The organism is Rhizobium ruizarguesonis (genome assembly GCF_017357285.1).
Taxonomy (GTDB): Bacteria; Pseudomonadota; Alphaproteobacteria; order Rhizobiales; family Rhizobiaceae; genus Rhizobium; species Rhizobium ruizarguesonis.
This window is the reverse complement of record NZ_CP071678.1, coordinates 172,426-197,295: the sequence shown is the minus strand read 5'-3', so window position 1 is coordinate 197,295 and position 24,870 is coordinate 172,426. Positions and strand designations below refer to the sequence as shown.

The window sequence follows — 24,870 nt, the reverse complement described above, 5'->3', positions numbered from 1 at the left end:
TATGGCGAAGAGCACGGGGATATTCGCACTCGCGATGGCGGCAGTTCTCCTGCCCTTCTCCTGTTATGCGGCCCCTTCGAAAGCCGATGTCGAGGCGCAGTTCGAGAAATGGGTGCAGAGCGACCTCTGGCCGGAGGCGAAGGCGAACGGCATTTCGGAGAAGGTCTTTCAGGCCGCTTTCTCCGGCATCACGCTGAACTGGAACTTGCCCGATCTCGCTCCGCCGGGCTTCCCGCCGCCGAAGGAGCAGAAGCAGACGCAGGCCGAATTTTCCTCACCCGCTCCCTATTTCAACGAGGACCAGCTGAAGAAGCTTGCCGCAACGGGACGCGGCTTTGCCGCCCAATATGGCTCGACGCTGAAGCGGATCGAAAAGACCTATGGCGTGCCGGGCTCGATCGTGCTTGCCATCTGGGGCCGAGAGACGGGCTTCGGCGCCGCGAAGATCCCGAATTCGGCGATCGAGGTGCTGGCGACCAAGGCCTTCATGTCGACGCGCAAGGAGATGTTCCGCACCGAGCTGGTGGCCGCACTCCATATTCTCGACGGCGGCGACGTTACACCTGCCAACTTCAAGGGTTCGTGGGCGGGCGCACTCGGCCAGCCGCAATTCATGCCGACGAGCTATCTAAAATATGCCGTGGATTTCGATGGCGACGGTCACCGCAATATCTGGACCTCGGTGCCCGATACGCTCGCCTCGATCGCCAATTACCTTGTCAAGAAAGGCTGGCAGCGCGGCCGCGACTGGGGTTTCGAGGTGTCGATACCGGAGGCGGTCTCCTGCGCGCAGGAAGGACCCGATCTGGCAAAGCCGCTGTCGCACTGGGCCTCGCTCGGCATCGACCGCATCTCCGTCAAGGGCTTTCCCTCAGGCGAGATGAAGGCTGAGGGCATGATGCTGGTGCCGGCCGGCCGCGACGGACCGGAATTCATCGTCACGCCGAATTTCTACGTCATCAAGGAATATAATAATTCCGATCTCTACGCGCTCTATATCGGCAACCTCGCCGACCGGATCGCCTATAATGGCGGCGCCTTCCAGGGTGGATGGGGCGATGTCGGCAAGATGCTGCGCTCGGATGTCGCCGCCATGCAGAAGGCGCTGGAACGGCAGGGCTATGATGTCGGCGGCTCCGACGGCCTGCCGGGCTACAAGACCCGGCGTTCGATCGGCCAGTGGCAGGCAAAGAACGGCATGAAGCCGACATGTTTTCCCGAGGCCACGATGAAGGGCAAGCTGAAGTAACCGGCTTCAGAGGTTGCGTTTCAAACCTTCATGGCTGGCGACGAAACCGAGCCTCTCGTAGAAGCGGATCGCGTCCCCCCGCGTCTTGTCCGATGTCAGCTGCACCAATCCGCAACCGCGCTCGGCACATTGGGCGATCGCCCATTCGATGAATTCAGAGCCGAGGCCAGAACCGCGAAGATCACTTGCGACACGCACGCTTTCGATCTGGCCGCGCCACATGCCCGTCCTCGAAAGACCGGGAACAAAACTCAGCTGCAGGCAGCCGACGACCAGATCGGCCGCATCGCTTGCGACGGCCAGAAGCTGATTGGCGTCCGCCTCAATCGCCGCAAAGGCCGAGAGATAACGCGCGTCGACAGGATCCGAAACGATCTCCCTGCTGGCGCCAAGATCATCATCGGCCAGAAGCCGGATGATGGCGGCAAGATCGGATTGGCGGGCGAGCCTGAATCTATACATTTTTGATCTCTGCTAGCTAGTCTCAATGATGCAGATCGATCGGCGCCTTGTGGAAGACGTCGTCACCCGGCGGAATGGCCTGGCGTTCGATCATGCGGTGGACATGCAGCGGACCTTCACCGCGGTGAAGCGCACGCAGCCTGTCGGTGTTTTCGGCATCGGCCTGCGTGCGCCGCTGGTTGTGCCTTATGTATTCGACCCAGGTCGGCGTGTGGTAGGTTTCCGTCCAAAGGCTGGGATTTTCGAGATCACGCATCAGCGCCCAGTTGCGGGCGCCGTCGCGGATGCGGATACGGCGGCGTTCACCCATCAGCTCCATGAACTCGGCAAGGTCCTCATCGGCGATCTCGTAATCGACCTGGATGACGATCGGCCCGCTGCGCGGTGTGATGTCGAGACTGAGGGCCGGTTCGGTGAAGCGGTTCAGCGGGTCGAGATTGAGCGAGGCGAAGGCCGGCATCGAAAAACGCAGGCCGATGGCGATGCCGAGCAGCATGACGACGGATGACATCAGCAGCGCATCGGCAACGCCATAGCGATCGGCGGCGACGCCCCACAGCCAGCTGCCGCCGGCAATGCCGCCGAAGGTGACTGTCTGATAAAGCGACAGCGCCCGGCCAACCACCCAGCGCGGCGTCGAAAGCTGGACGATGGTGTTGAACAACGAAAGTGCGGAGACCCAGCAGGCGCCGGAAACGAGCAGCCCGGCAGAGGTGAGGACGGCACTCGGGCTGAAGGCTGCGATGACCGCACTCAGTGCAAAGCCGGCAAAGGAGAAGCGGATGATCATCTCGCTGGAAAGCACCTGGCGAAGCCTGGCATTCAGCACCGCACCGCCAATCGCGCCGATGCCGAAGGCGCCGAGCATGAAACCATAGGTCAGCGGGCCGCCGGCAACGAGATCGAGGGCGACCACCGGCAGCAGCGCCAGGATCGAGCTGGCGCCGATGCCGAAGAGCAGTCCCCTGACAAGGACCTTTTCGAGATTGGGCGACATCGAGACATAACGCAGGCCGGCAAAGATGGCGCTGCCGAGCGCCTCGCGCGGCAGGGTCGAGACGGGCGCGGCTGGCCGCCAGCGCAGCAGGGCATAGATCAAGGCGAGGTAACTCAGCGTGTTCACCGCAAAGGCCGCGGCCGCGCCGGCAGCGGCGACGATGACGCCGCCGATTGCCGGGCCGACGCTGCGGGTGATGTTGAAACCCATGCTGTTCAGCGTGACCGCAGCCGGCAGATCGGCGCGCGGCACCATGTCGCCGACCGAGGCCTGCCAGGAGGGATTGTTGAGCGCGGTGCCGCAGCCGATCAGGAAGGTGAAGAAGAGCAGCAGCCAGGGCGTGATCCAGCCGAGAAGGGCGGAGGCCGTCAGCAGCGCCGAGACCGTGAGCATCATGCACTGCGCCGTCAGCATGACCCGGCGGCGGTCATAATTGTCGGCCAGAGCGCCCGATATCAGCGAAAACAACATGATCGGCAGCGCCGTCGAGGTCTGCACCAGCGCGACCATGTCCTCCGAGGCGGTGATCGTCGTCATCATCCAGGCGGCGCCGACCGCCTGGATCAGGCCGCCGAAATTCGAAGAAAGGCTCGCAAACCAGATGGTGCGGTAGGTATCGTGCCGCAAAGGCGCCAATGTCGACGAAGTGTAGGCCACGATTTCTCCCGCTTTTGTTATTGCGCGCCAACGGCAATATATGCGCAAGACCGGCGCTGGCCATAGGCCTCATCACGTCGCCGGAAGCGAATTGGCCGAATCGGTCGCAGACCTTGCAATTTCGGAAAAACCCGACTATATGCCTCTCAAATTCTTGATCGCTTGATGAAGAGTGGGCCGCAAGGACCCGCTCTTTTTTATTACCGCGATCGCTTAAACAGCATGAAATTGCGAGGAGCGCACCGCTTGTCGGACATGACAAACGCAGACAACGAACTTGAGCCGCGGCTGATTACCGAAACCGGGCTCGACCAGCGTCTTGCCGATATCATCGAACCCGTTCTCGTCGGCATCGGCTTTAGGCTTATCCGCGTCCGGATGCTGAACCAGAACGGCGCGACGATGCAGGTTATGGCCGAACGCAACGACGGCACGATGTCGGTTCAGGATTGCGAAGAAGTCTCGATGGCGATTTCTCCCGTCCTCGATGTGGAAGATCCGATCGATAAAGAGTATCATCTGGAAGTGTCTTCGCCCGGCATCGACCGTCCGATGGTGCGGAAATCCGATTTCGTCCGCTGGCAGGGCCACCTTGTGAAATGCGAGACGTCGATCTTGATCGACAATCGCAAGCGCTTCCGCGGCAAGATCGTCGAAGCAGGCGCAGATGGTTTCACGCTTGAGCGTGACCAGGTTGCCTATGGGGAAGAGCAGAAGGTCACCATTCCCTTCACGGCGCTTAGCGATGCGAAGCTCATTCTGACCGACGACCTGATCCGCGATGCGTTGCGCGCCGACAAGCTGGCGAAAGCCCAGGCCGCCAACCAGAACGACGCAGAAGACGAAGAATAACCGATCAACAGACCGCTCTAGGGACGGGAACCCGGCGAGTAAAGACGGAGAAACAAGACAATGGCAGTCAGTGCGAACCGGCTCGAACTTCTGCAGATCGCAGATGCAGTGGCGCGCGAAAAAGTCATCGACCGCGAGATCGTGCTGGCCGCAATGGCCGATGCCATCCAGAAGGCGGCACGCTCCCGTTACGGCACCGAGTCCAACATCCGGGCCGACATCAATCCGAAGACCGGCGAAATCCGTCTGCAGCGCCTGCTCGAAGTCGTCGACAAGGCCGAGGATTATTCGACGCAGATCCCGCTGGAACTTGCCCGCGACCGCAACCCGGACGCCGCCCTCGGCGACTTCATCGCCGATCCGCTGCCGCCGATGGATTTCGGCCGTATCGCCGCACAGTCGGCCAAGCAGGTGATCGTCCAGAAGGTCCGCGAAGCCGAGCGTGACCGCCAGTTCGACGAATTCAAGGATCGCGTCGGCGAAATCGTCAACGGTACCGTCAAGCGCGTCGAATACGGGAACGTCATTGTCGATCTCGGCCGTGGCGAAGGCATCATCCGCCGCGACGAAATGATCCCGCGCGAAAACGTCCGCTATGGCGATCGCGTCCGTGCATACGTCTATGATGTCCGTCGCGAGCAGCGCGGCCCGCAGATCTTCCTGTCGCGCACGCATCCGCAATTCATGGTGAAACTCTTCACCATGGAAGTGCCGGAGATTTACGACGGCATCATCCAGGTGAAGTCGGTCGCCCGCGATCCGGGTTCGCGCGCCAAGATTGCGGTGATCTCGAACGACAGCTCGATCGATCCGGTCGGCGCCTGCGTCGGTATGCGCGGCTCGCGCGTTCAGGCCGTCGTCGGCGAGCTCCAGGGCGAGAAGATCGACATCATTCCGTGGTCGCAGGACCCGGCGACCTTCGTCGTCAATGCCCTGCAGCCGGCCGAAGTCGCCAAGGTCGTTCTCGACGAGGATGCCGAGCGTATCGAAGTCGTCGTTCCCGACGAGCAGCTGTCGCTTGCGATCGGCCGTCGCGGCCAGAACGTCCGCCTCGCCTCGCAGCTGACCGGCTGGGATATCGACATCATGACGGAGGCCGAGGAATCGGAACGCCGCCAGAAGGAATTCAACGAGCGCACCAACCTGTTCATGGATTCGCTCGATGTCGACGAGATGGTCGGCCAGGTTCTGGCTTCGGAAGGTTTTGCCGCGGTTGAAGAACTGGCTTATGTCGATCTCGACGAAATCTCTTCGATCGACGGTTTCGACGAGGAGACGGCGCAGGAAATCCAGCAGCGCGCCCGCGAATTCCTCGAGCGTCTCGAAGCCGAGATGGACGAGAAGCGCAAGGCGCTCGGTGTCCAGGACGAACTGCGTGAAATCAACGGCATGACCGCCCAGATGATGGTGGCGCTCGGCGAAGACGGCATCAAGTCGATCGAGGACTTTGCCGGCTGCGCTGCCGACGATCTCGTCGGCTGGTCGGAACGCAAGAACGGCGAAACGAAGAAGTTCGAGGGCCTGTTCTCGAAGTTCGACGTCTCGCGCGTCGAAGCAGAACAGATGATCGTCCAGGCCCGCCTTTCGGCTGGCTGGATCACGCAAGAGGACCTGGATAAGGGGACCGAAGAAGAGGTCACCGAAGCCGAACAAGAAGCATGATGACCGCGCATGAACCGGACGCTCCTCTCGAGGACGACGATCTTGCAGGTTATGACGTGAACGGACGCATGTGCATCGTGACGCGCGAAAGCGGATCGCCGGAAGAGCTGATCCGCTTCGTCGCCGCTCCCGATGGAACAGTTGTCGCCGACCTGAAGCGCGAGCTTCCGGGACGCGGATGCTGGGTGAAGATCGACCGGTCGCTGGTCGACAGGGCAGTGGCGAAGAAGCTCTTCGCCCGCGCGCTGAAGACGGATGTAAAGGCGGCGGACGATCTCGGCGCGAGTGTCGATCGGCTGCTCGCGGCGCAATTGATGCAGATGATGAACATGGCGCGGAAAGCCGGCCAGTTCGTCAGCGGGTCCTCGAAAGTGGATGCCGCGGTCAGAAGCGGAGCAGCCCTTGCGGTGTTCCACGCGACTGGTGCAGCGGACGACGGCGTCCGGAAAATCGACCAGGCCCGCAAGGCCTGGCACCTCGGAATGGAGACCGAGGAGGAGATACCTTCCTTCCGTCTCTTCTCGGAGAGCGAAATGGAAGGCCTGATGGGCCAGAATGCTTTTATCCATGCCGCAGTGCTTGCAGGGCAGGCGGGTGAAGGTGTAGTGAAGCGCGCAAAGATGCTCGAACAGTACCGTATTGGCGGTCAGTCCCGGGCAGCGGGCGGCGCTGGCCGGCAAAAACAATGAGGCGGTCACCGGCATCGGCCGGTCCCATACTCATTGATCGACAGTATTGAACGACAGGGTCTGATCTAGTCATCGCTCCCTGTCCGAAGGAACGGGAACGAATGACCGATAGTAACGACGACAAGACAATCAGCGTAGCGGGCAAAAAGACACTCACCCTGAAACCATCGGGGATGAGCCAGGGCACCGTTCGCCAGGATATGGGTCGAGGTCGCACCAAGGCGGTCGTCGTCGAGACCCGTAAGCGGCGCCCGATGCGCCCGGAAGACGAAAAGCCGATCACACCCGTCGCTCCGCCGGCCCCCGTGCGCGCAGCCGAACCGGCGCCCGCACCCGTGCAGGCGCGTCCGCAGCAGCCGACGCCGGCTCCGCGGGTTCAGCAGGGCAACAACAACCAGACGAACCAGCGTCCGCCGCAGCAGTCCCACCAGCCGCCGCGCCAGAACGATCGTCCGCGCCCGGTGGTGCTGAACCATCTGTCGCCGGAAGAGATGGACGCCCGCCGCCGCGCGCTTGCCGACTCCCAGGCGCGTGACGCCCAGGATGCGATCCGCCGCGCCGAGGAAGAAAAGCGCCGTGCCGCCGAAGAGGTGATCCGCAAGGCAGCCGAAGCGGAAGAAGCTGCCCGCAGGGCCGCTGAAGAGGCTATCCGGCAGGCCGAGGCACCCGCTGTTGCTGAACCCGCAGTCGCAGAACCGGCTCCGGCCGAAGCACGCTCCGACGCGCCACGGCCGCCGCAGCCCGCATCGTCGGCACCGGCCGCACGCCGGCCCGATGCGGCTGGAGCACCTGCTGCCCGTCCGGCACCCGGCGCTGCCGTCCCTGGGGCCGTTCGCGGCCGTCGCGAAGAAAAGGAAGAAGACGATCGTGGCGCAGCGCGCGGCGGTCCTGTCCGTGGCCGCGTCGTTCGCCCGGAACCCGCAAAGCCGGTCACGACTCGTCCGAAGACGGATGAAGAGCGCCGCCGCGGCAAGTTGACGATCACCACCGCCAATGTGGACGGCGAGGACAATGCCCGCGGTCGGTCGCTCTCGGCGATGCGTCGCCGGCAGGAGAAGTTCCGCCGCGGTCAGATGCAGGAAACCCGCGAGAAGATCTCCCGCGAAGTGGTTCTGCCCGAGACCATCACCATTCAGGAACTGTCGCAGCGCATGTCCGAACGCGCCGTCGACGTCATCAAGTACCTGATGAAGGAAGGCCAGATGATGAAGCCGGGCGACGTCATCGACGCCGACCTTGCCGAAATCATCGCCGGCGAATTCGGCCATACGGTCAGGCGCGTGTCGGAATCCGACGTCGAACTCGGCATCTTCAACGTGTCCGACGACGATGGCGAACTGGTTTCGCGCCCGCCCGTCGTTACCATCATGGGCCATGTCGACCACGGCAAGACCTCGCTGCTCGACGCCATCCGCCATGCCAACGTGGTCTCCGGCGAAGCCGGTGGCATCACCCAGCATATCGGCGCCTATCAGGTGGAGCAGAACGGTCAGAAGATCACCTTCATCGATACGCCCGGCCACGCCGCCTTCACGGCAATGCGTGCCCGCGGTGCGCAGGCGACCGACATCGCGATCCTGGTCGTCGCAGCCGACGACAGCGTGATGCCGCAGACGATCGAATCGATCAACCACGCCAAGGCGGCCGGTGTTCCGATCATCGTGGCGATCAACAAGGTCGATAAGCACGAGGCTGATCCGCAGAAGGTCCGTAACCAACTGCTGCAGCACGAAGTCTTCGTAGAATCCATGGGCGGCGAAGTGCTTGACGTCGAGGTTTCGGCCAAGACCGGCAAGAACCTCGACAAGCTGCTCGAGGCGATCCTGCTGCAGGCGGAAATTCTCGATCTCAAGGCCAATGCGAACCGGACCGCGGAAGGAACGGTTATTGAAGCCCAGCTCGATCGTGGCCGTGGTTCGGTCGCGACCGTGCTCGTCCAGAAGGGTACGCTTCGTCCGGGCCAGATCATCGTTGCCGGCGACGTCTGGGGCCGCGTGCGCGCCCTCGTCACCGACAAGGGCGACCATGTGAAGGAAGCCGGCCCCGCGACCCCGGTCGAGGTTCTCGGTCTGTCCGGCACGCCGCAGGCAGGCGACAAGTTCGCCGTCGTCGAAAGCGAAAGCCGCGCCCGCGAAATCTCGGAATATCGTCAGCGTCTGGCCCGCGACAAGGCGGCTGCCCGCCAGTCGGGACAGCGCGGTTCGCTGGAACAGATGATGATGCAGCGCCAGAGCGTCGGCATCAAGGAGTTCCCGCTGGTCATCAAGGGTGACGTGCAGGGCTCGATCGAAGCGATTGCCGGCGCGCTGGAGAAGCTCGGCACCGACGAAGTCCGCGCCCGCATCGTCCATTCGGGCGCCGGCGGCATCACCGAGTCGGATATCTCGCTCGCTGAAGCCTCGAACGCGGCCATCATCGGCTTCAACGTTCGTGCAAATACGCAGGCACGCCAGTTCGCCGAGCGCGAAGGCATCGAAATCCGCTACTACAACATCATCTACGACCTCGTGGATGACGTGAAGGCAGCGATGTCAGGCCTGCTGTCTCCGGAGCGGCGCGAAACCTTCATCGGCAATGCCGAGATCCTCGAGGTGTTCAACATCACCAAGGTCGGCAAGGTCGCAGGCTGCCGTGTTGTCGAAGGCAAGGTCGAACGTGGTGCAGGCGTCCGCCTCATACGCAACGACGTCGTCGTTCACGAAGGCAAGCTCAAGACGCTCAAGCGCTTCAAGGACGAAGTGTCCGAAGTGCCGATGGGTCAGGAATGCGGCATGGCCTTCGAAAACTACGAGGACATGCGCGCCGGCGACGTCATCGAGTGCTTCCGCGTCGAGCATATCACGCGCACGCTCTAAACTGCTGCGCCTGAACTTTCCGAAAGCCATCCGCCAGCCGGCGGATGGCTTTCGGGCATCTGTCGACTTGACCTTTTCGACCAAAAGAGTCATGGACGCTCTCCTTTGACGGGTTCGATTCCCAGCCGCATCGGCAAATAGAGATAACAATGACCAGAGTAACTTCTTCCGCGCCTTCGCAGCGCATGCTGCGCATTGGCGAACAGGTTCGCGCCGCTATCACCCAGGTGCTGCAGCGCGGCGAAGTGCGTGACGACGTCATCGAGGCGACCGTGATCTCGATCTCGGAAGTGCGCATGTCGCCGGACCTTAAGATCGCCACCGCCTATGTGACGCCGCTCGGCGTTTCCGACCACAGCATCGTCATCCAGGCGTTGAACCGTCATGCAAGATTCATCCGCGGCCGGCTCGGGCCGCAGCTTCGGCAGATGAAATACATGCCGGAGGTACGCTTCCGCGACGATACCAGCTTCGACAACTACAAGAAGATCGACGAGCTGCTGCGTTCGCCCGAGGTGAGCCGCGACCTCGACGGCGATAATGACGAACAATAAACAGAAGAGACGCATGTCCAAACCACGCAAACCCAAAGGCCGGCCGATTTCCGGCTGGCTGATCCTCGACAAGCCGGTGGATTTCGGCTCGACGGAAGCCGTCTCCAAGATCAAGTGGCTCTATAAGGCTGAGAAGGCCGGTCATGCCGGCACGCTCGATCCGCTCGCCTCCGGCATGCTGCCGATCGCGCTCGGCGACGCGACGAAGACCGTTCCCTACGTGATGGACGGCCGCAAGATCTATGAATTCACGGTGAGCTGGGGCGAGGAGCGTGCGACCGACGATCTCGAGGGCGAGGTGACCAAGAGTTCGGACAAACGCCCGAGCGAACAGCAGATTCGCGATATCCTGCCTGGATATATCGGTACCATCAGCCAGGTGCCGCCGCAGTTTTCCGCTATCAAGATCGCAGGTGAACGCGCCTATGATCTGGCGCGCGAAGGCGAAACCGTCGAAATCCCCTCGCGTGAGGTCGATATCTTCCGGCTGACCTTGCTCGCCTGCCCGGACGCCGATAGCGCGCATTTCGAAGTGGAATGCGGCAAGGGTACTTATGTCAGGGCGCTGGCGCGCGATTTCGGGCGCGAGCTCGGCTGCTACGGCCATGTGTCCGGGCTGCGGCGCACCTTCGTCGCGCCTTTCGCGGAAGAGGCCATGGTGCCGCTCGCGGATCTCGTGGCACTGGAATCAATCGAGGATATGGACGAGCGCCTGGCGGCCCTCGACGCGCTGCTGATCAACACCTGCGAAGCGCTATCCTCCCTGCCCCATCTCGTCATCAATGACGACCAGGCGCACCGGCTGAAGATGGGCAACCCGATCCTGGTGCGTGGCCGCGATGCGCCGGTTGCCGAAAGCGAAGCCTATGCGACGGCCCGCGGCAGGCTGATCGCGATCGGCGAGATCGGCCAGGGCGAGTTTCGCCCGAAGCGGGTTTTCGGCTGAGCCTATCTGGCTTTCTGACAACGACAGAGATTGTCAGCCGGCAGCAATGCGGTATTTTCCCTGTCGGGCCATGGCGGCCCGACAGGGGGAAGACTATGCGCGGAATTGTTATCGCAATCCTGACGTTCTTTTCGATGTTGCTTGCCGTCGCCGGCGCTCAATCCGCCGAGCGCTGGGCCGAGCTTCCGGCCTTTCCTTCAATGCCGGTGGCAAAGACGAGCGGCATGGCCGATGTGAACGACATCAAGATGTATTACGCAGAGTATGGCGAAGGCGAGCCGATCCTCTTCATCCATGGCGGACTTGGAAATGCCGACGTCTGGGGTCACCAGGTCGCCGATTTTGCCAAGGACCACCTGGTCATCGTTGCCGATAGCCGCGGACATGGGCGCTCGACGCGCAGCCAGTAGCCCTTCGGTTACGACCTGATGACGTCTGACTACGTCGCGCTTCTCGACTATCTGAAGATCGACAAGGTGACACTTGTGGGATGGTCGGATGGCGGAATCATCGGCATCGACATGGCGATGAAACATCCGGAGAAGCTGATGCGCGTCATTGCCCACGCGGCAAACGTCACGACCGACGGCCTTAAGGCTGACGTGATGAGCAACAAGACCTTCAACGACTACATCAACGTCGCCGGCGAATATTACAGGAAGCTGTCGCCGACGCCGAACGAGTACGACGCCTTCGTGAAACAGATTTCCCACATGTGGAAGACCCAGCCGGCCTGGACGGCAGCGGATCTTGGAAAGATCGCGGTGCCGGTCACGCTCGCCATCGGCGACCATGATGAGGCCGTAAAGCTCGACCATACGGAGATGATGGCGAAAGACATTCCGGGCGCCAAGCTGGTGATCCTGAAAGACGCCAGCCATTTCGCCATGCTGCAGGATCCCGCGGGCTACGATGCAATGATCTGGGACGCCATGGCGGGCCGCTGAAAACCGCTGCGGGAGCTCCCCTCTTTCCATCGCTGCTTATTTGGTTTATAGGCAGCGCCAGCGTCAGGTTCGCCTGCTCGCATTCACGGCCAAAGCTGGACGACATCCCGGCTTTTGGCGACTCTATCTCCTCCTCTTAGAAAGGATCACCCGATGTCGATCACTGCTGAGCGCAAGTCTGCGCTGATCAAGGAATATGCGACCGTTGAAGGCGATACCGGTTCTCCGGAAGTCCAGGTCGCGATCCTGACCGAGCGCATCAACAACCTGACCGAACACTTCAAGGACCACAAGAAGGATAACCATTCCCGCCGTGGCCTGCTGACGATGGTTTCGAGCCGCCGCTCGCTTCTTGATTATCTCAAGAAGAAGGATGAAGGCCGCTATTCCAAGCTGATCACCAGCCTGGGTATCCGCCGCTAAGATTATCCGGCGGGCGCTTTCCCAAGCGCCCGCCGGATGTGTTTCGGGACACGGCTCCCGATGAAATGTTCCAGCCGCGCCCTATTTTACGCGGTGGAAAGACCGGCAGGCCCGGATGGGCCGGATCTGCCAAACCAACCGTTGACCTGTCATGGGGCAGGATTGCCGGATGCTTTCGGCCAAGGCTTGTCAATGAGCTTTGGCCCGGTTTCTCAAGAACTCCTGAGGAAGCCGAAGATGAAAAGCCTCCCGTTGTCTTGCCCGTGATACGTCACATTGATTGCGGTCGACTGTGCGCTGCGCCTTGATATCGGCGATGGCGCGTGCTCCCGCATTGAAGGACAAGAGATGTTTGATACACACACAGTGGAAATCGAGTGGGCCGGCCGCCCGCTGAAGCTCGAAACCGGCAAGATCGCCCGTCAGGCCGACGGCGCGGTTCTCGCCACCTACGGCGAAACCGTCGTTCTCGCCACCGTCGTCTCGGCCAAGTCGCCGAAGCCCGGCCAGGACTTCTTTCCGCTCACCGTCAACTACCAGGAAAAGACCTACGCAGCCGGCAAGATCCCCGGCGGCTATTTCAAGCGCGAAGGCCGCCCGAGTGAAAAGGAAACCCTGGTTTCCCGCCTGATCGACCGCCCGATCCGCCCGCTCTTCCCGGAAGGCTACAAGAACGACACGCAGGTTGTCGTTACGGTTATCCAGCATGACCTCGAAAACGATCCGGACATCTTGTCGATGGTCGCTACCTCGGCTGCGCTGACGCTCTCCGGCGTTCCCTTCATGGGCCCGGTCGGCGGTGCGCGCGTCGGCTACATCAACGGCGAATACGTTCTCAACCCGCATCTCGACGAGATGGATGAATCGAGCCTCGACCTCGTCGTCGCCGGTACCTATGACGCCGTGCTGATGGTGGAATCCGAAGCCAAGGAACTCAACGAAGACGTCATGCTCGGCGCCGTCATGTTCGGCCACAAGGGCTTCCAGCCGGTTCTCGACTCGATCATTAAGCTCGCCGAAGTTGCCGCCAAGGAGCCGCGCGACTTCCAGCCGGCAGATTACTCCGCTCTCGAAAACGAGATGCTCGGCCTTGCCGAAGGTGAACTGCGCAATGCCTACAAGATCACCCAGAAGGCCGACCGCTACGCCGCCGTCGACGCCGTCAAGGCGAAGGTGAAGGCGCATTTCCTCCCCGAGGAAGGCGAAGCCAAGTACACGGCCGAAGAAGTCGGCGCGATCTTCAAGCACCTGCAGGCGAAGATCGTCCGCTGGAACATCCTCGACACCAAGAGCCGCATCGACGGCCGCGACCTTGAGACCGTTCGTCCGATCGTTTCGGAAGTCGGTCTTCTGCCGCGTACGCACGGTTCGGCGCTCTTCACCCGCGGTGAAACGCAGGCGATCGTCGTTGCCACCCTCGGCACCGGCGAAGATGAGCAGTATGTCGACAGCCTGACGGGCATGTACAAGGAGCGCTTCCTGCTCCATTACAACTTCCCTCCCTACTCGGTTGGCGAGACCGGCCGCATGGGTTCCCCGGGTCGCCGCGAAATCGGCCACGGCAAGCTCGCATGGCGCGCGATCCGTCCGATGCTGCCGACGGTCGAGCAGTTCCCCTACACGCTGCGCGTCGTCTCCGAGATCACCGAGTCGAATGGCTCGTCCTCGATGGCGACTGTCTGCGGTACCTCGCTCGCTCTGATGGACGCCGGCGTTCCGCTGGCAAAGCCGGTTGCCGGTATCGCCATGGGTCTGATCCTGGAAGGCGATCGCTTCGCTGTCCTGTCCGACATTCTCGGTGACGAAGACCACCTCGGCGACATGGACTTCAAGGTCGCCGGTACCGCCGACGGCATCACCTCGCTGCAGATGGACATCAAGATCGCCGGTATTACCGAAGAGATCATGAAGGTCGCACTTGGCCAGGCCCAGGGCGGTCGCGCCCACATCCTCGGCGAAATGTCCAAGGCCATCACCGAAAGCCGCGGTCAGCTCGGTGAATTCGCTCCGCGCATCGAAGTCATGAACATCCCGGTCGACAAGATCCGTGAAGTCATCGGCTCGGGCGGCAAGGTCATTCGCGAAATCGTCGAAAAGACCGGCGCGAAGATCAACATCGAGGACGACGGCACCGTCAAGATCGCCTCGTCTTCGGGCAAGGAAATCGAAGCGGCCCGCAAGTGGATCCACTCGATCGTTGCCGAGCCTGAAATTGGCCAAGTCTACGAAGGCACGGTCGTCAAGACCGCCGACTTCGGCGCCTTCGTCAACTTCTTCGGCGCCCGCGACGGCCTCGTCCACATCTCGCAGCTCGCTTCCGAGCGTGTTGCCAAGACGCAGGACGTCGTCAAGGAAGGCGACAAGGTCTGGGTCAAGCTGCTCGGCTTCGACGAACGCGGCAAGGTTCGCCTGTCGATGAAGGTCGTCGACCAGGCCACCGGCCAGGAAATTGCGAACGAGAAGAAGAAGGAAGAAGCGGCCGAATAAGCCGCCTTCCAGATTTAATACCGGGCGCGGGAATGCTTCCGCGCCCTTTTTTGTATCCTGAAGCGCGAGGCGATCTTTCAGATTCGCTTGCCGCCCTTCAGGTCTTCGGTTTGGCGCATGTCGTGCTCGCAAAACCGCTGAACACTTTTGCGCGACATGCTTTAAGACGAGACGAGACCATGAGCAGCGAGACGCTGAAGACCCTGTTCCATCCCTTTGCCAGCGGCACAGTCGAGGCGCCCGGCGAGGGCGAGCGCGTGCTCTTCCTCGGCGCCGAGGCAGGCTTTGCGTTGCCGGAAGGCTTCGCCGCCTCGCTCAGCGCCGTCCAGGGCTTCCGGCCACTCTATCGGCAGCTGCTGGCGCAGCGGATCGAGGCGAAGCCGGAGATCGACGGCGAGGACTACGATGCCGCTCTGGTGCTCTGCACCAAGCACAAGGGCGAGAACGAGGCCAATCTGGCTGCCGCTATCGCCCGCACGCGGCTCGGCGGCCTGATCGTCGTTGCCGGCGCGAAGGAAGACGGCATCCAGCCGCTGCGCAAGCGGATGGAAGGTTTCAATCTCGCAGTCGACTATATGCCGAAATATCACGGCGTTGCCTTCTGGTTCGGCCGGCCGGCGGATGCCGACGAGATTATCTCCAAGCTGGCAAAGTCGCCGGTGCGTGTCGACGGCCGTTTCAATGCAACCGCCGGCATGTTCTCGCATGACCGGATCGATGCCGGATCGGAACTGCTTGCCTCGCGCCTGCCGCAAGATTTCACCGGCGACGTTGCGGATTTTGGCGCCGGGTGGGGCTACCTCTCCGCCGAACTGGCGCAGAAGTCGCGTGGACTGACCCGCCTCGACCTCTACGAGGCCGATCACGCGGCTCTGGAGGCCGCCAGGGATAATCTGGCGGAGAACTGCCCGAACGCGCCTGCGCGCTTCTTCTGGCACGATCTGGCGGGCGAACCGGTCAAGGATAAATACGACCTCGTCATCATGAACCCGCCCTTCCACGAGGGCCACGCCGCCGACCCGGCGCTCGGCCAGGCAATGATCAAGACTGCCGCATCCGCCCTTCGCGGCGGCGGCCGCCTGATGCTCGTCGCCAATCGCGGCCTGCCTTACGAGCCGGTTCTGGCGGCAAATTTCAGGGAAAGCGGTGAAACCTGCCGCAATGCCCGCTTCAAGGTTCTCTGGGCGAAGAAATAGGGCTTAGGCTGCCTCGATACCGAACCATTGCGATTAATAGAAAAAGGCCGTGCGCATCATCTGCGCACGGCCTTTTGATTTTCAACGGAGTTGTGGTTATTCGACGTCCGCTTTGCGCAGCGTTTCCAGCGTCGGCATGGAGGTGACGTTGAAGCCGGCGTCGACGAAGTGGATTTCGCCGGTGACGCCGGAGGAAAGGTCGGAGAGCAGGTAGAGAGCCGAACTGCCGACCTGATCGATGGTGACGGTCTTGCGCAGCGGCGCATTGCGCTGGTTCCAGGAGAGGATCGCGCGCGCATCAGAGATGCCGGCGCCGGCAAGCGTGCGAATCGGGCCGGCGGAAATGGCATTGACGCGGATGCCGCGCGGGCCATAATCGGCAGCAAGGTACCGCACCGAAGCCTCAAGCGCTGCCTTGGCAACCCCCATGACGTTGTAATTCGGGATGACGCGCGTCGAGCCATTATAGGTCAGCGTCAGCATCGCGCCACCATCTTCCATCAATGGAGCGCAGCGCTTGGCGATCTCGGTGAAGGAAAAACAGGAAATGACCATGGTTCGGCTGAAATTCTCACGCGTCGTATCGGCGTAGAGACCCTTCAGCTCGTTCTTGTCGGAAAAGCCGATGGCATGGACGATGAAATCGAGCTTACCCCAGCGCTCCTTGATCGCGTCGACGACGGCCTCGACCGAGGCTATGTCCTCGACGTCACAGGGCAGCACGAAATCTGAGCTGACCTCGGCAGCAAGCGGCTTGACGCGCTTGCCGAGCGCATCGCCCTGATAGGTGAAGGCGAGTTCCGCACCCTGTGCGGCGAGAGCTTTTGAAATCCCCCAGGCGATCGAGTGGTTGTTGGCGACGCCCATGACGAGCCCGCGCTTACCCTGCATGATTCCCATCATATTATTATTATCCGTTATAGCGCTGGAAGACCAGCGTGGCGTTGGTGCCGCCGAAGCCGAAGGAATTGGAGAGGGCAATGTCGATCTTCGCGTCGTCGATGCGCTTGCGCACGATCGGCACGCCTTCGAATTCTGGGTCGAGCTCGGTGATATGGGCGCTTTCGCCGATGAAGCCATGCTGCATCATCAGCAGGGAATAGATCGATTCCTGCACGCCGGCAGCGCCAAGCGAATGGCCGGTCAGCGACTTGGTCGACTGGATATGCGGGATCTTCGAGCCGAATACCTCGCGGATGGCGCCGATTTCCTTGCTGTCGCCGACCGGCGTCGACGTGCCGTGGGTGTTGACGTAGTCGACGTCGCCTTTGACGGTGGCAAGCGCCTGGCGCATGCAGCGGATAGCGCCTTCGCCCGAGGGGGCGACCATGTCGTAGCCGTCCGAGGTTGCGCCGTAGCCGACGATTTCGGCGTAGATCTTGGCACCGCGAGCCTTGGCGCGCTCCAGTTCCTCAAGCACCAGCACGCCGGCGCCGCCGGCGATGACGAAACCGTCGCGGTTGACGTCATAGGCGCGCGAGGCACTGTCCGGCGTGTCGTTATATTTGGAGGACATGGCGCCCATCGCATCGAAGAGATTGGACATCGTCCAGTCGAGATCCTCGTGGCCGCCAGCGAACATCACGTCCTGCTTGCCCCACTGGATCATCTCGGCGGCGTTGCCGATGCAATGCGCCGAGGTCGAGCAGGCCGACGAGATCGAATAATTGACGCCGTGGATCTTGAACCAGGTGGCGAGCGTGGCCGATGCGGTCGAGGACATTGCCTTCGGCACGGCGAAGGGGCCGATGCGCTTCGGGCTGTTGTTTTTTATGGTGATCTCGGCAGCTTCGATCAGGGTGCGGGTGGACGGACCGCCGGAGCCCATGATGATGCCGGTACGTTCATTCTGAGCGTAGTCTTTCTCTTCCAGGCCGGAATCGGCAAGGGCCTGTTTCATGGCCACATGGTTCCAGGCGCCGCCCTGCGACAGGAAGCGCATGGCGCGGCGGTCGACCAGTTCGGCAAGTTCCGCCGAACCGAGCTTCGGACTGCCCCAGACCTGGCACTTGAATCCATGTTCGGCGAAATCGCTCGAAAAGGAGATACCCGACTTTGCCTGCCGCAAGGATTCGGTGACTTCGGCCGCGTCGTTTCCGATCGAGGACACGACACCCAGACCCGTGACAACTACCCGTCTCATCTGATCAAACCTTTGTTGTTTTCGTCAGCCGCTCGAAATGCGGTTTCAGGCCGTCTTGTCTTTCGATAGACCGACGCGAAGGTCGGCCGCCTGATATATGGTCTCGCCGTCCGCCTTTAGCCAGCCGTCGGCCGTGCCGAGGACCAGACGGCCGCGCATGACACGTTTGAAGTCGATGCCATATTCGATCAGCTTCGTCTGCGGCCGGACCATGCCCTTGAATTTCACTTCGCCTGTTGAAAGCGCCATGCCGCGGCCTTGCTCGCCGAGCCAACCCAGAAAGAAACCGGTCAGCTGCCACATGCCGTCAAGACCGAGGCAGCCCGGCATAATCGGATTGCCTTCGAAATGGCAAGGAAAATACCAGTCGTCGGGGCGAACGTCATATTCGGCCCGGAGGTAGCCCTTATCGAAGGTGCCGCCCGTTTCGGAAATATCCGTGATGCGGTGAACCATCAGCATAGGCGGCAGGGGCAGCTGTGCATTGCCGGGGCCGAACAGCTCGCCATGTGCGCAAGCGATGAGTTCTTCATACGAGAAGCTGGACTGTCTGGTCGTCATAAAGTTTCTTTTTCCCCCCGCGTCAAGCCGATAGATGTGAACGTGTAGTCCAAGTTCTTCAGAAAATGAAGCACAAGCAAGGCAACTTCATTCATCGTCCCGGACCAGGCTTACGCCATTATTTGGTGGTCGCATACAGGAAGGCTAGGGCCGGGACCAGACCTATTTGCGTCAGAAGCCCGTTTTTGCCGCGTTTATCAGGCTCCTGTCCCCATTGAACTATTGAAAGGCTCTGATGCAAAAGTTATACCGCTTAAAGAAACATGATTGCTTTATGCCAGAATAACCGGAGTTGGTTTTGATGACGGGTGCACTCCCGATCGCAATAGAGGTAAGGCTGCGCTGTGCGGGCCTGCGCCCCACCCGCCAGCGTGTTGCGCTCGGCGATCTCCTGTTTGCCAAGGGTGATCGGCACTTGACCGTCGAGGAACTGCATGAGGAGGCGGTTGCCGCCGGCGTGCCGGTGTCTTTGGCAACCGTCTACAACACGCTGCACCAGTTCACGGAAGCCGGTCTCATCCGCGTTCTCGCCGTCGAGAGCGCCAAGACCTATTTCGACACCAATGTTTCCGACCACCACCATTTCTTCGTCGAAGGCGAGAACGAGGTGCTCGACATACCCGTCAGCAACCTGACGATCGCCAATCTGCCGGAACCGCCTGAGGGCATGGAGATCGCCCATGTCGACGTGGTGATCCGCCTGCGCGCGAAGCAGGGCTGACGATACCTCTCAAGCGCGTCGCGCCGGATCGGCCTCATGCGACGCCCATTAGATCTTTGTTTTTATGCATGTCGTTGTCCCAAAACCGCTGCGCACTTTTGGGCGACATGCATTAGGCCTCACATGACATCGTCGGGATGCCGGCCGGGCTTATGCCTGTAGGTTGGGAAGGTCCAGCCGAACCACAGGGCTCCACCGCGCACGGCAAAGGCCGCCACGACGCCGCAGGCAGACGCCAGATAGAGCTGCATTCCGAGCCCATTGGCGAGCGTGAACACACCGGCGCCGATGAGGGCTGCCGTCACGTAGATTTCCGGCCGCAACAGAACCGAAGGCTCGTTTGCCATCAGATCGCGCAGGATGCCGCCGAAGGTCGCCGTCAGCGTGCCGGTAACGATCGCGATGGTCGGAGAGCCGGTGGCGGCAAGACCCTTGGCGGCGCCGAGCACGCAATAGGCGGCGAGGCCGATCGCATCCAGCCAGATCAGCAGGCGATAGCGCGATTCCAGCAGGTGGGCGGTGAAGAAAACGATGACCCCCATGATGCAGCAGACGAGGATATAGGCGGGGTTCAGCACCCAGAACACCGGCACGCGCCCGAGCACGATATCGCGCACGGTACCGCCGCCCGTTCCCGTCACCATGGCGAAAAACAAAAAACCGATCAGATCCAGTTGCTTGCGCGAGGCGGCGAGCGCGCCTGTCGCGGCAAACAGCGCAATGCCGGCATAATCGAGATAGACGAGCAAAGACATGCGAACCCCGGAACCGGCAGAATTGAGAACAGGATTCAGATTTTAGGCGAATTAGGCCTAAAATCACCCTGTTCTCGGGAAAGAACCACGGCGGCAAGGGCGGCGCAAGGCGGCGGCGTCATAAAGCCAAAGTCTTTATTTGATGCAGGTCGTTGTCCCAAAACCGCTGCACACTCTTGGGCGACATGCATTAGGCTGCAGAGCCTTTATCCAAAAGAGGAAAGCCGTGAAAACGCTGGTGCTCGCCGTTCTGAATATCGTCCTGCTGCTTGCCATGCCGGCTGCCGCCCTCGGTCAACAATCGCTGATCTCCGATCCTGAGATCTACGAGAAGAAGCATTTCCAGGAACAGTGCAAGACAGCCGAATTTGCCGACGGCTTCATCATCCGGCAGGACATCAACAATGATGGCCTGATCGATGCAGTGGTCGACGAGGGCCAACTGACCTGCGACGGGCAGAAGGGGCCGCAATGCAATGACGACGGCTGTACCTATAATTTCTACCTGCAGGTTGCCGAAGGCGGTTATTTCATGATCGCGACGGCACAGATCTATGGCTACGATTTCGTCCAGCGCTTCGGCAACATGGTGCTGGCGATGAAGATGCATCCGCGCTTCTGCGACCGCACCGAAGGTGATCCCTGCACCGTGACGGCACGCGTCCGCGGCACGAAATTCGTCACCATCTCGAAGAAGTAAATCTTAGAGCCGTTCCTTCCTGGAAGCGCGGAACCGCTCTAGCCTTTTGTTTTGACGCAATTCCCGGCAAAAGCGCTTCGCGCTTTGCCTGGGAAAACCGCTTCGCACTTTTCCTGGAATTGCTCTATTGCGGATAAAGCTCCGACGTGCGGCCGGCGAGATAATAGCCGACCAAGCCGTACCATTCGCGGATCGCCGTCGCCATGTTCTGGGCGTTGAGGCTCGGCTGGGTGAAATCGAGCCCGGGCGTCACCTTGCCGTCGGTGCGATAATCGGTCGGCCAGGGCACGATATCGATGCCGAGCTTGCGGAAGATGCCGACGGAGCGCGGCATATGGAAACCCGACGTGATCAGCAGGCAATTGGAAAGCCCCTGGCTCGCCAGGAATTCCTTCGTGTTGACGGCATTTTCAAAGGTCGTGCGCGATTGCGTCTCTTCGATCAGGCGATCTCTGCCAACGCCGAAGAGCGGGAAGAAACGCTCGGATGCGGCCGCATCGCCTTCATAGATGCCTGACATGGAGCCGTCGCCGCCTGATACCAGAATGCGTGACTGCGGAAATTTCTGCGCGAGCCGCAAAGCTTCGATGAAGCGGTCGGCTCCGCCGTTGAATTCTATGCCGTGACGCGCCGTATTCACCTCGTTTTCGAAGGCGCCGCCGAGCACAATCATGCATTGCAGGTTGTCGGGATCGGCTGCGGGTCTTGCGAACCGCTCCTCCAGATCCTGCATCAGGAGGTTACCGGCCGTGGTGTAGAGCGTGATGAAAAGGATGAGGGCCGCACCGAATGTGCTGAGGATATGCAGGATACGCCAGTTGAGAAGGCCGGCAATGAGGGCGAAGAAGACGAGCAAGAATGCCAGTGACAGCGGCTGGGCGAAAATCCAGACAAGCTTCGAAATCAGGAACAAGACATACTCCTCAAGGGTTGGCGGCGATCCTTCCTATCCGATTCGACGATGACAAGAATGCGACGGTTCTATTTCGCGCGCGCAACGGCCGAGTGATGCGGCGCGATCTTCTGGTTGAAACGCCGCTGCAGCGGCCGCGGGATGAACATGGCGGCAAGCGCCAGTATCATCGCAAAGAGCGAGACCAGCCACAGCGCATGCGCGCCGGTCAGCCGCGTCAGAACGGCGCCGGCGATTGCGCCGAGCACCATGCCGCCCCAGGGCACGATCTGGATCGTCCATTCGACATGGCGATCACCGATGATCCAGCGGCCGATGCCTCGGCCGAAGCGCGACAGGGCGCCGGTCACATAGGTCAGCCCGATCGGCAGGCCTTCGATGTGCTCGACGGCGACGTTCACCATGCCCATGGAAAAAACGATCATGTAGAACCGCACGAGCAGCATATTCTGTACCGTCATCATCGAGGCGAGCGCCAGAACCAGGCCGACGCAGCCAAGCACCACGAAAATGCGGCGTTGCGAGATATGGGAGATGACGATGCCTGCCGCATTGCCAAGCACGAAGACGATGATGGCAGAGATCAGGACAGCCGCGTGATAAAGATTACCCTCGCTCAAGGCGAGCGCGGCCCGTGTGGTATTGCCCGTCATGAACGAGACGAAATCGCCGGTCAGCAGAAGGCCCGTCGCATCGGTCATGCCGGCAAGAAACGAGATCGAACCGACAAGGGCGAGCCCGGTCATGGTTCGCCGGGTGCGGATGATGCGACGGCGTCTTGCTCTGCTCATTGGCCAAGGGTCCTGAAGCCGAATCGTTGAAGTTCTGGCTAGAAATATAAAACCTCTCATGAAGGAAATGGCAAAGGCGATCGGAAGGGATGGGGCAGGACTTGAACAACGAGGCATTTTGGGCCATAGAAACGGCGTTGCTTCAGATCGAAGCTCCGTAAGCGTTTACGTCAATCAACGCGCAACCCGCTGGTCGGCGCTGCGCAATTGCTCTGATTGGCATCTTACGGAGATCGAAATGCCCAAAGGCAAACTCCCCAAACGTTACAATGCGATCGTCATGCCGCTCATCCTCTCGCTGCTGATGACCTCAGTCGTCTCGGCGATCAGCATCCTGAGAGCACAAGGCCTCACCGCGCCTGCCCTCGCCATGTGGCCTTCCGCATGGGCGCTCTCCTGGGCGATCGCCTTTCCCGTCCTGCTATTGGTTCTGCCAGTGGTAAAGCGGGTGACGGCTGTTATTGTCGAGATGTGAAGAGCGCGAGGCGCCCGGCAGGCTGCGCAAGCGGCCCGCCGGCGTTCAGGTCGGGGAGCGCCCTTTCCGAGACACTGCGGAAGCGTCGCGAGACCGGCGACGTCATCGCTGGTGTCCTGGCGGACCATCCGGAGGCGTTCTGGCGAGCCCGTGCTCCCCCTACCCTGCAGCACTTTTGCCATTCATTCGGCAAGCCATTTCCTTTGATATGTATCAAGGCATGTTTTTCGGGCGGGGGGTAAGGTTTCAGGCAACTTGCCGAGGTAGTCCAAGAGCTTTCCTGCGGCAGGTTTTCCTGGGAGATCAACCGGTCCGGAGAAAAGGTGATGTCATTAAAGCTGATCAGTGGAATGATGAAGTCGTCCGGCGACGAAGCTTTGCTTGCGATGGATGCGGGCGGCGCAAATCAGATGGTCGTCATTGACAGGGGAGCCCTCCTCGAGGTCGCAGAACCACGACGCTGCGACGAGAACCGGCTTCAGGAAAATATCGATCTGTTCAGCCGGATTGCGTCCGCGAAATATGATCGCGGCGACGTCGAACCGGATGGGCGCATCCGAATTGGCGCAGATGATCTCCTGGCATGGCGGCAAAATACGCATGTCAAAAGCAAGCCGGAAAACGTTCGACGGGTTTCGGAGTGAAAACTCTGCAGCCGGAGCGCCGCAACGGTAGCCTCGACAGCACGTCCGTGAACGACGCCGGCGACCTGGCTTGAAAGGCCCATGCTTTGCGCCGGCTGGAAGGCAAGTGCCGGCCCGATGAGATTGGGCCAACAAGCCCATCGATCAACGCCGTCGCCATTGAGAATGGGCGCCATCTTTGACGTACGTCAATTCATAATTCCAGGGCGGTGCCAGACTGTGGCGAATATCAGGTCTCGCCTCTTTCCGTCTGGAGATTAGCATGAAGCAACACCTCTTTCTTCCGCTCCTCACCTATCCGGATGCGACTTCGGAATTCATGATTGCCAACGCCGTCGCACTTGCGCACCACATGCAGGCGACGCTTACGGTCTGTGCGGTGGAGATTACCATTCCCGACGTTTCCAATGCACTGTCGTCGCTGATCATCGATGCGGCGAAGATGGCGCGGGATGCTGGGGCTCTCAGTCGCAAGCGTGCCTCGGCGCTGACCGGCATGGCGGTCGATGCGGCAAAAGCTGCTTGCGTGGATGTACGCACGCGCGAGATCAAGATTACGGAGCCTTTCGTCGTCGAGGCGCTCGCGGAAGCATCACGCGCCTACGATCTCGTGCTGCTGGAATCGATCTCCCGTCCGATCGTCGAAGCGGTGCTATTTGCGTCCGGTCGGCCGCTCATCCTCTATCCTTCTGCGCCTTTCCGTGGCCGGATCGATCACGTCGCCATCGCCTGGGATGGCAGCCGCGCTGCCGCACGGGCGGCACATGACGCCTCGTTTTTCCTGGAACGAGCATCCAAGGTCTGCCTGCTTTCGGTCATCGATGAGAAGCCCATGAAATACGAGACGGGCGATTATCTCGTCGAGAATCTGCTGAAGAGCGGCGTCGTGGCGGAGGTGACACGCGTACGTGCGGGGGGCGAGCCGGTCGGGGAGGTGCTGCAAACCAAAGCCTTCGAGTTGCGAGCAGACCTTCTCGTCATGGGCGGTTTCGGCCATTCGCGTCTGCGCGAATTCGTGCTCGGCGGTGCTACCCAAGCCGTGCTGACCAATATCAGCCTGCCGATCCTGCTGTCGCATTGAGCGTTGGCCGACGATGTCCAAAGATCGAATTCGGAGCGGCCGGCTCCGAACTCGCATCGTGAGAACAGTCGAAGGCAGGAAACATATGCATGCCGGGGATAGATTCTCCC

The 24,870-nt window shown here is 61.0% G+C and carries 23 protein-coding genes and 1 pseudogene; 15 read left to right on the top strand and 9 right to left on the bottom strand.

Annotated features, from left to right (window positions below; genetic code table 11):
- Position 1 precedes the first annotated feature (1 nt).
- Complete coding sequence (locus J3P73_RS00890) at positions 2–1,249, top strand: lytic murein transglycosylase (protein WP_018070392.1); 1,248 nt, start codon at positions 2–4, stop codon at positions 1,247–1,249.
- 6 nt (positions 1,250–1,255) lie between these two features.
- On the opposite strand, the gene J3P73_RS00885 is transcribed toward J3P73_RS00890, so the two are convergent.
- Positions 1,256–1,711 (bottom strand): GNAT family N-acetyltransferase, encoded by a 456-nt coding sequence (locus J3P73_RS00885; protein WP_018070393.1) that lies wholly within the window; start codon positions 1,709–1,711, stop codon positions 1,256–1,258.
- A gap of 22 nt (positions 1,712–1,733) precedes the next feature.
- Positions 1,734–3,413 carry an MFS transporter gene (locus J3P73_RS00880; RefSeq protein ID WP_024323170.1) on the bottom strand — a complete coding sequence of 560 codons (1,680 nt, stop codon included), beginning with the start codon at positions 3,411–3,413 and terminating at the stop codon, positions 1,734–1,736.
- A gap of 198 nt (positions 3,414–3,611) precedes the next feature.
- Between J3P73_RS00880 and rimP the strand changes: the two genes are divergently transcribed.
- From rimP to J3P73_RS00830, 10 genes and pseudogenes are all read left to right on the top strand, one after another.
- The gene (rimP, locus tag J3P73_RS00875) at positions 3,612–4,217 is read left to right on the top strand and encodes a ribosome maturation factor RimP (RefSeq protein ID WP_018070395.1); all 606 of its coding nucleotides are present in this window, start codon (positions 3,612–3,614) and stop codon (positions 4,215–4,217) included.
- 60 nt (positions 4,218–4,277) lie between these two features.
- The gene (gene nusA / locus J3P73_RS00870) at positions 4,278–5,879 is read left to right on the top strand and encodes a transcription termination factor NusA (RefSeq protein WP_018070396.1); all 1,602 of its coding nucleotides are present in this window, start codon (positions 4,278–4,280) and stop codon (positions 5,877–5,879) included.
- Positions 5,876–6,568 (top strand): RNA-binding protein, encoded by a 693-nt coding sequence (locus J3P73_RS00865; protein WP_017989926.1) that lies wholly within the window; start codon positions 5,876–5,878, stop codon positions 6,566–6,568. The genes nusA and J3P73_RS00865 overlap by 4 nt, the downstream gene beginning before the upstream one ends.
- A gap of 101 nt (positions 6,569–6,669) precedes the next feature.
- A complete protein-coding gene (gene infB / locus J3P73_RS00860) occupies positions 6,670–9,423 on the top strand; it encodes a translation initiation factor IF-2 (RefSeq protein WP_024323169.1) in 2,754 nt (917 codons plus the stop codon).
- 149 nt (positions 9,424–9,572) lie between these two features.
- Positions 9,573–9,977 (top strand): 30S ribosome-binding factor RbfA, encoded by a 405-nt coding sequence (rbfA, locus tag J3P73_RS00855; protein WP_018070398.1) that lies wholly within the window; start codon positions 9,573–9,575, stop codon positions 9,975–9,977.
- Positions 9,978–9,990: 13 nt separating this feature from the next.
- The gene (truB, locus tag J3P73_RS00850) at positions 9,991–10,923 is read left to right on the top strand and encodes a tRNA pseudouridine(55) synthase TruB (RefSeq protein ID WP_024323168.1); all 933 of its coding nucleotides are present in this window, start codon (positions 9,991–9,993) and stop codon (positions 10,921–10,923) included.
- A 95-nt stretch (positions 10,924–11,018) separates the two neighbouring features.
- A pseudogene (locus J3P73_RS00845) lies at positions 11,019–11,870 on the top strand (alpha/beta fold hydrolase).
- A 153-nt stretch (positions 11,871–12,023) separates the two neighbouring features.
- Positions 12,024–12,293, top strand: coding sequence for a 30S ribosomal protein S15 (gene rpsO, locus J3P73_RS00840; protein WP_003544317.1), 270 nt, complete (start codon positions 12,024–12,026; stop codon positions 12,291–12,293).
- Between the two features lie 348 nt (positions 12,294–12,641).
- A complete protein-coding gene (gene pnp / locus J3P73_RS00835) occupies positions 12,642–14,780 on the top strand; it encodes a polyribonucleotide nucleotidyltransferase (RefSeq protein WP_130774113.1) in 2,139 nt (712 codons plus the stop codon).
- Positions 14,781–14,959: 179 nt separating this feature from the next.
- Positions 14,960–15,976 (top strand): class I SAM-dependent methyltransferase, encoded by a 1,017-nt coding sequence (locus J3P73_RS00830; RefSeq protein ID WP_026170769.1) that lies wholly within the window; start codon positions 14,960–14,962, stop codon positions 15,974–15,976.
- Positions 15,977–16,072: 96 nt separating this feature from the next.
- On the opposite strand, the gene fabI is transcribed toward J3P73_RS00830, so the two are convergent.
- The 3 genes from fabI to fabA are packed head-to-tail and all read right to left on the bottom strand — an operon-like array spanning position 16,073 to position 18,680.
- On the bottom strand, positions 16,073–16,879 hold the full coding sequence (gene fabI, locus J3P73_RS00825) for an enoyl-ACP reductase FabI (protein WP_018070403.1): 807 nt from the start codon (positions 16,877–16,879) through the stop codon (positions 16,073–16,075).
- A gap of 7 nt (positions 16,880–16,886) precedes the next feature.
- A complete protein-coding gene (fabB, locus tag J3P73_RS00820) occupies positions 16,887–18,119 on the bottom strand; it encodes a beta-ketoacyl-ACP synthase I (protein WP_024323165.1) in 1,233 nt (410 codons plus the stop codon).
- A gap of 45 nt (positions 18,120–18,164) precedes the next feature.
- Positions 18,165–18,680, bottom strand: a complete 516-nt coding sequence (gene fabA, locus J3P73_RS00815; protein ID WP_003555774.1) for a 3-hydroxyacyl-[acyl-carrier-protein] dehydratase FabA — start codon at positions 18,678–18,680, stop codon at positions 18,165–18,167.
- Between the two features lie 301 nt (positions 18,681–18,981).
- On the opposite strand from fabA, the gene irrA reads away from it, so the two are divergent.
- On the top strand, positions 18,982–19,401 hold the full coding sequence (gene irrA / locus J3P73_RS00810; RefSeq protein ID WP_024323164.1) for an iron response transcriptional regulator IrrA: 420 nt from the start codon (positions 18,982–18,984) through the stop codon (positions 19,399–19,401).
- Between the two features lie 119 nt (positions 19,402–19,520).
- On the opposite strand, the gene J3P73_RS00805 is transcribed toward irrA, so the two are convergent.
- The gene (locus J3P73_RS00805; RefSeq protein WP_018070405.1) at positions 19,521–20,156 is read right to left on the bottom strand and encodes a trimeric intracellular cation channel family protein; all 636 of its coding nucleotides are present in this window, start codon (positions 20,154–20,156) and stop codon (positions 19,521–19,523) included.
- 226 nt (positions 20,157–20,382) lie between these two features.
- Between J3P73_RS00805 and J3P73_RS00800 the strand changes: the two genes are divergently transcribed.
- Entirely contained in the window at positions 20,383–20,856 is a 474-nt protein-coding gene (locus J3P73_RS00800; protein ID WP_018070406.1) for a hypothetical protein, read from the top strand.
- Between the two features lie 124 nt (positions 20,857–20,980).
- Here the strand turns inward: J3P73_RS00800 and J3P73_RS00795 are convergent, their stop codons facing one another.
- Both J3P73_RS00795 and J3P73_RS00790 read right to left on the bottom strand, forming a co-directional pair.
- Positions 20,981–21,769 (bottom strand): YdcF family protein, encoded by a 789-nt coding sequence (locus J3P73_RS00795; RefSeq protein WP_130772079.1) that lies wholly within the window; start codon positions 21,767–21,769, stop codon positions 20,981–20,983.
- Positions 21,770–21,837: 68 nt separating this feature from the next.
- Positions 21,838–22,560: a YoaK family protein gene (locus tag J3P73_RS00790; protein ID WP_130772077.1), complete on the bottom strand. Its 723-nt coding sequence runs from the start codon at positions 22,558–22,560 to the stop codon at positions 21,838–21,840.
- Positions 22,561–22,798: 238 nt separating this feature from the next.
- On the opposite strand from J3P73_RS00790, the gene J3P73_RS00785 reads away from it, so the two are divergent.
- Positions 22,799–23,035 carry a DUF2798 domain-containing protein gene (locus J3P73_RS00785; RefSeq protein WP_130772075.1) on the top strand — a complete coding sequence of 79 codons (237 nt, stop codon included), beginning with the start codon at positions 22,799–22,801 and terminating at the stop codon, positions 23,033–23,035.
- Between the two features lie 332 nt (positions 23,036–23,367).
- Here J3P73_RS00785 and J3P73_RS00780 read toward each other — a convergent pair whose 3' ends face one another.
- Positions 23,368–23,637 carry a hypothetical protein gene (locus J3P73_RS00780; RefSeq protein ID WP_130772073.1) on the bottom strand — a complete coding sequence of 90 codons (270 nt, stop codon included), beginning with the start codon at positions 23,635–23,637 and terminating at the stop codon, positions 23,368–23,370.
- A 304-nt stretch (positions 23,638–23,941) separates the two neighbouring features.
- On the opposite strand from J3P73_RS00780, the gene J3P73_RS00775 reads away from it, so the two are divergent.
- Positions 23,942–24,760: a universal stress protein gene (locus J3P73_RS00775; protein ID WP_207579736.1), complete on the top strand. Its 819-nt coding sequence runs from the start codon at positions 23,942–23,944 to the stop codon at positions 24,758–24,760.
- Positions 24,761–24,870: the final 110 nt, after the last annotated feature.

Excerpts from the sequence above, each read along its gene's own strand:
- fabB (WP_024323165.1), bottom strand. The coding sequence starts at position 18,119 with ATGAGACGGGTAGTTGTCACGGGTCTGGGTGTCGTGTCCTCGATCGGA.
- rbfA (WP_018070398.1), top strand. The coding sequence starts at position 9,573 with ATGACCAGAGTAACTTCTTCCGCGCCTTCGCAGCGCATGCTGCGCATT.
- infB (WP_024323169.1), top strand. The coding sequence starts at position 6,670 with ATGACCGATAGTAACGACGACAAGACAATCAGCGTAGCGGGCAAAAAG.
- J3P73_RS00865 (WP_017989926.1), top strand. The coding sequence starts at position 5,876 with ATGATGACCGCGCATGAACCGGACGCTCCTCTCGAGGACGACGATCTT.
- irrA (WP_024323164.1), top strand. The coding sequence starts at position 18,982 with ATGACGGGTGCACTCCCGATCGCAATAGAGGTAAGGCTGCGCTGTGCG.
- fabI (WP_018070403.1), bottom strand. The coding sequence starts at position 16,879 with ATGATGGGAATCATGCAGGGTAAGCGCGGGCTCGTCATGGGCGTCGCC.
- nusA (WP_018070396.1), top strand. The coding sequence starts at position 4,278 with ATGGCAGTCAGTGCGAACCGGCTCGAACTTCTGCAGATCGCAGATGCA.
- J3P73_RS00785 (WP_130772075.1), top strand. The coding sequence starts at position 22,799 with ATGCCCAAAGGCAAACTCCCCAAACGTTACAATGCGATCGTCATGCCG.
- J3P73_RS00830 (WP_026170769.1), top strand. The coding sequence starts at position 14,960 with ATGAGCAGCGAGACGCTGAAGACCCTGTTCCATCCCTTTGCCAGCGGC.
- J3P73_RS00780 (WP_130772073.1), bottom strand. The coding sequence starts at position 23,637 with ATGCGTATTTTGCCGCCATGCCAGGAGATCATCTGCGCCAATTCGGAT.
- J3P73_RS00885 (WP_018070393.1), bottom strand. The coding sequence starts at position 1,711 with ATGTATAGATTCAGGCTCGCCCGCCAATCCGATCTTGCCGCCATCATC.
- fabA (WP_003555774.1), bottom strand. The coding sequence starts at position 18,680 with ATGACGACCAGACAGTCCAGCTTCTCGTATGAAGAACTCATCGCTTGC.
- J3P73_RS00775 (WP_207579736.1), top strand. The coding sequence starts at position 23,942 with ATGAAGCAACACCTCTTTCTTCCGCTCCTCACCTATCCGGATGCGACT.
- truB (WP_024323168.1), top strand. The coding sequence starts at position 9,991 with ATGTCCAAACCACGCAAACCCAAAGGCCGGCCGATTTCCGGCTGGCTG.
- J3P73_RS00790 (WP_130772077.1), bottom strand. The coding sequence starts at position 22,560 with ATGAGCAGAGCAAGACGCCGTCGCATCATCCGCACCCGGCGAACCATG.
- pnp (WP_130774113.1), top strand. The coding sequence starts at position 12,642 with ATGTTTGATACACACACAGTGGAAATCGAGTGGGCCGGCCGCCCGCTG.
- J3P73_RS00890 (WP_018070392.1), top strand. The coding sequence starts at position 2 with ATGGCGAAGAGCACGGGGATATTCGCACTCGCGATGGCGGCAGTTCTC.
- rpsO (WP_003544317.1), top strand. The coding sequence starts at position 12,024 with ATGTCGATCACTGCTGAGCGCAAGTCTGCGCTGATCAAGGAATATGCG.
- J3P73_RS00805 (WP_018070405.1), bottom strand. The coding sequence starts at position 20,156 with ATGTCTTTGCTCGTCTATCTCGATTATGCCGGCATTGCGCTGTTTGCC.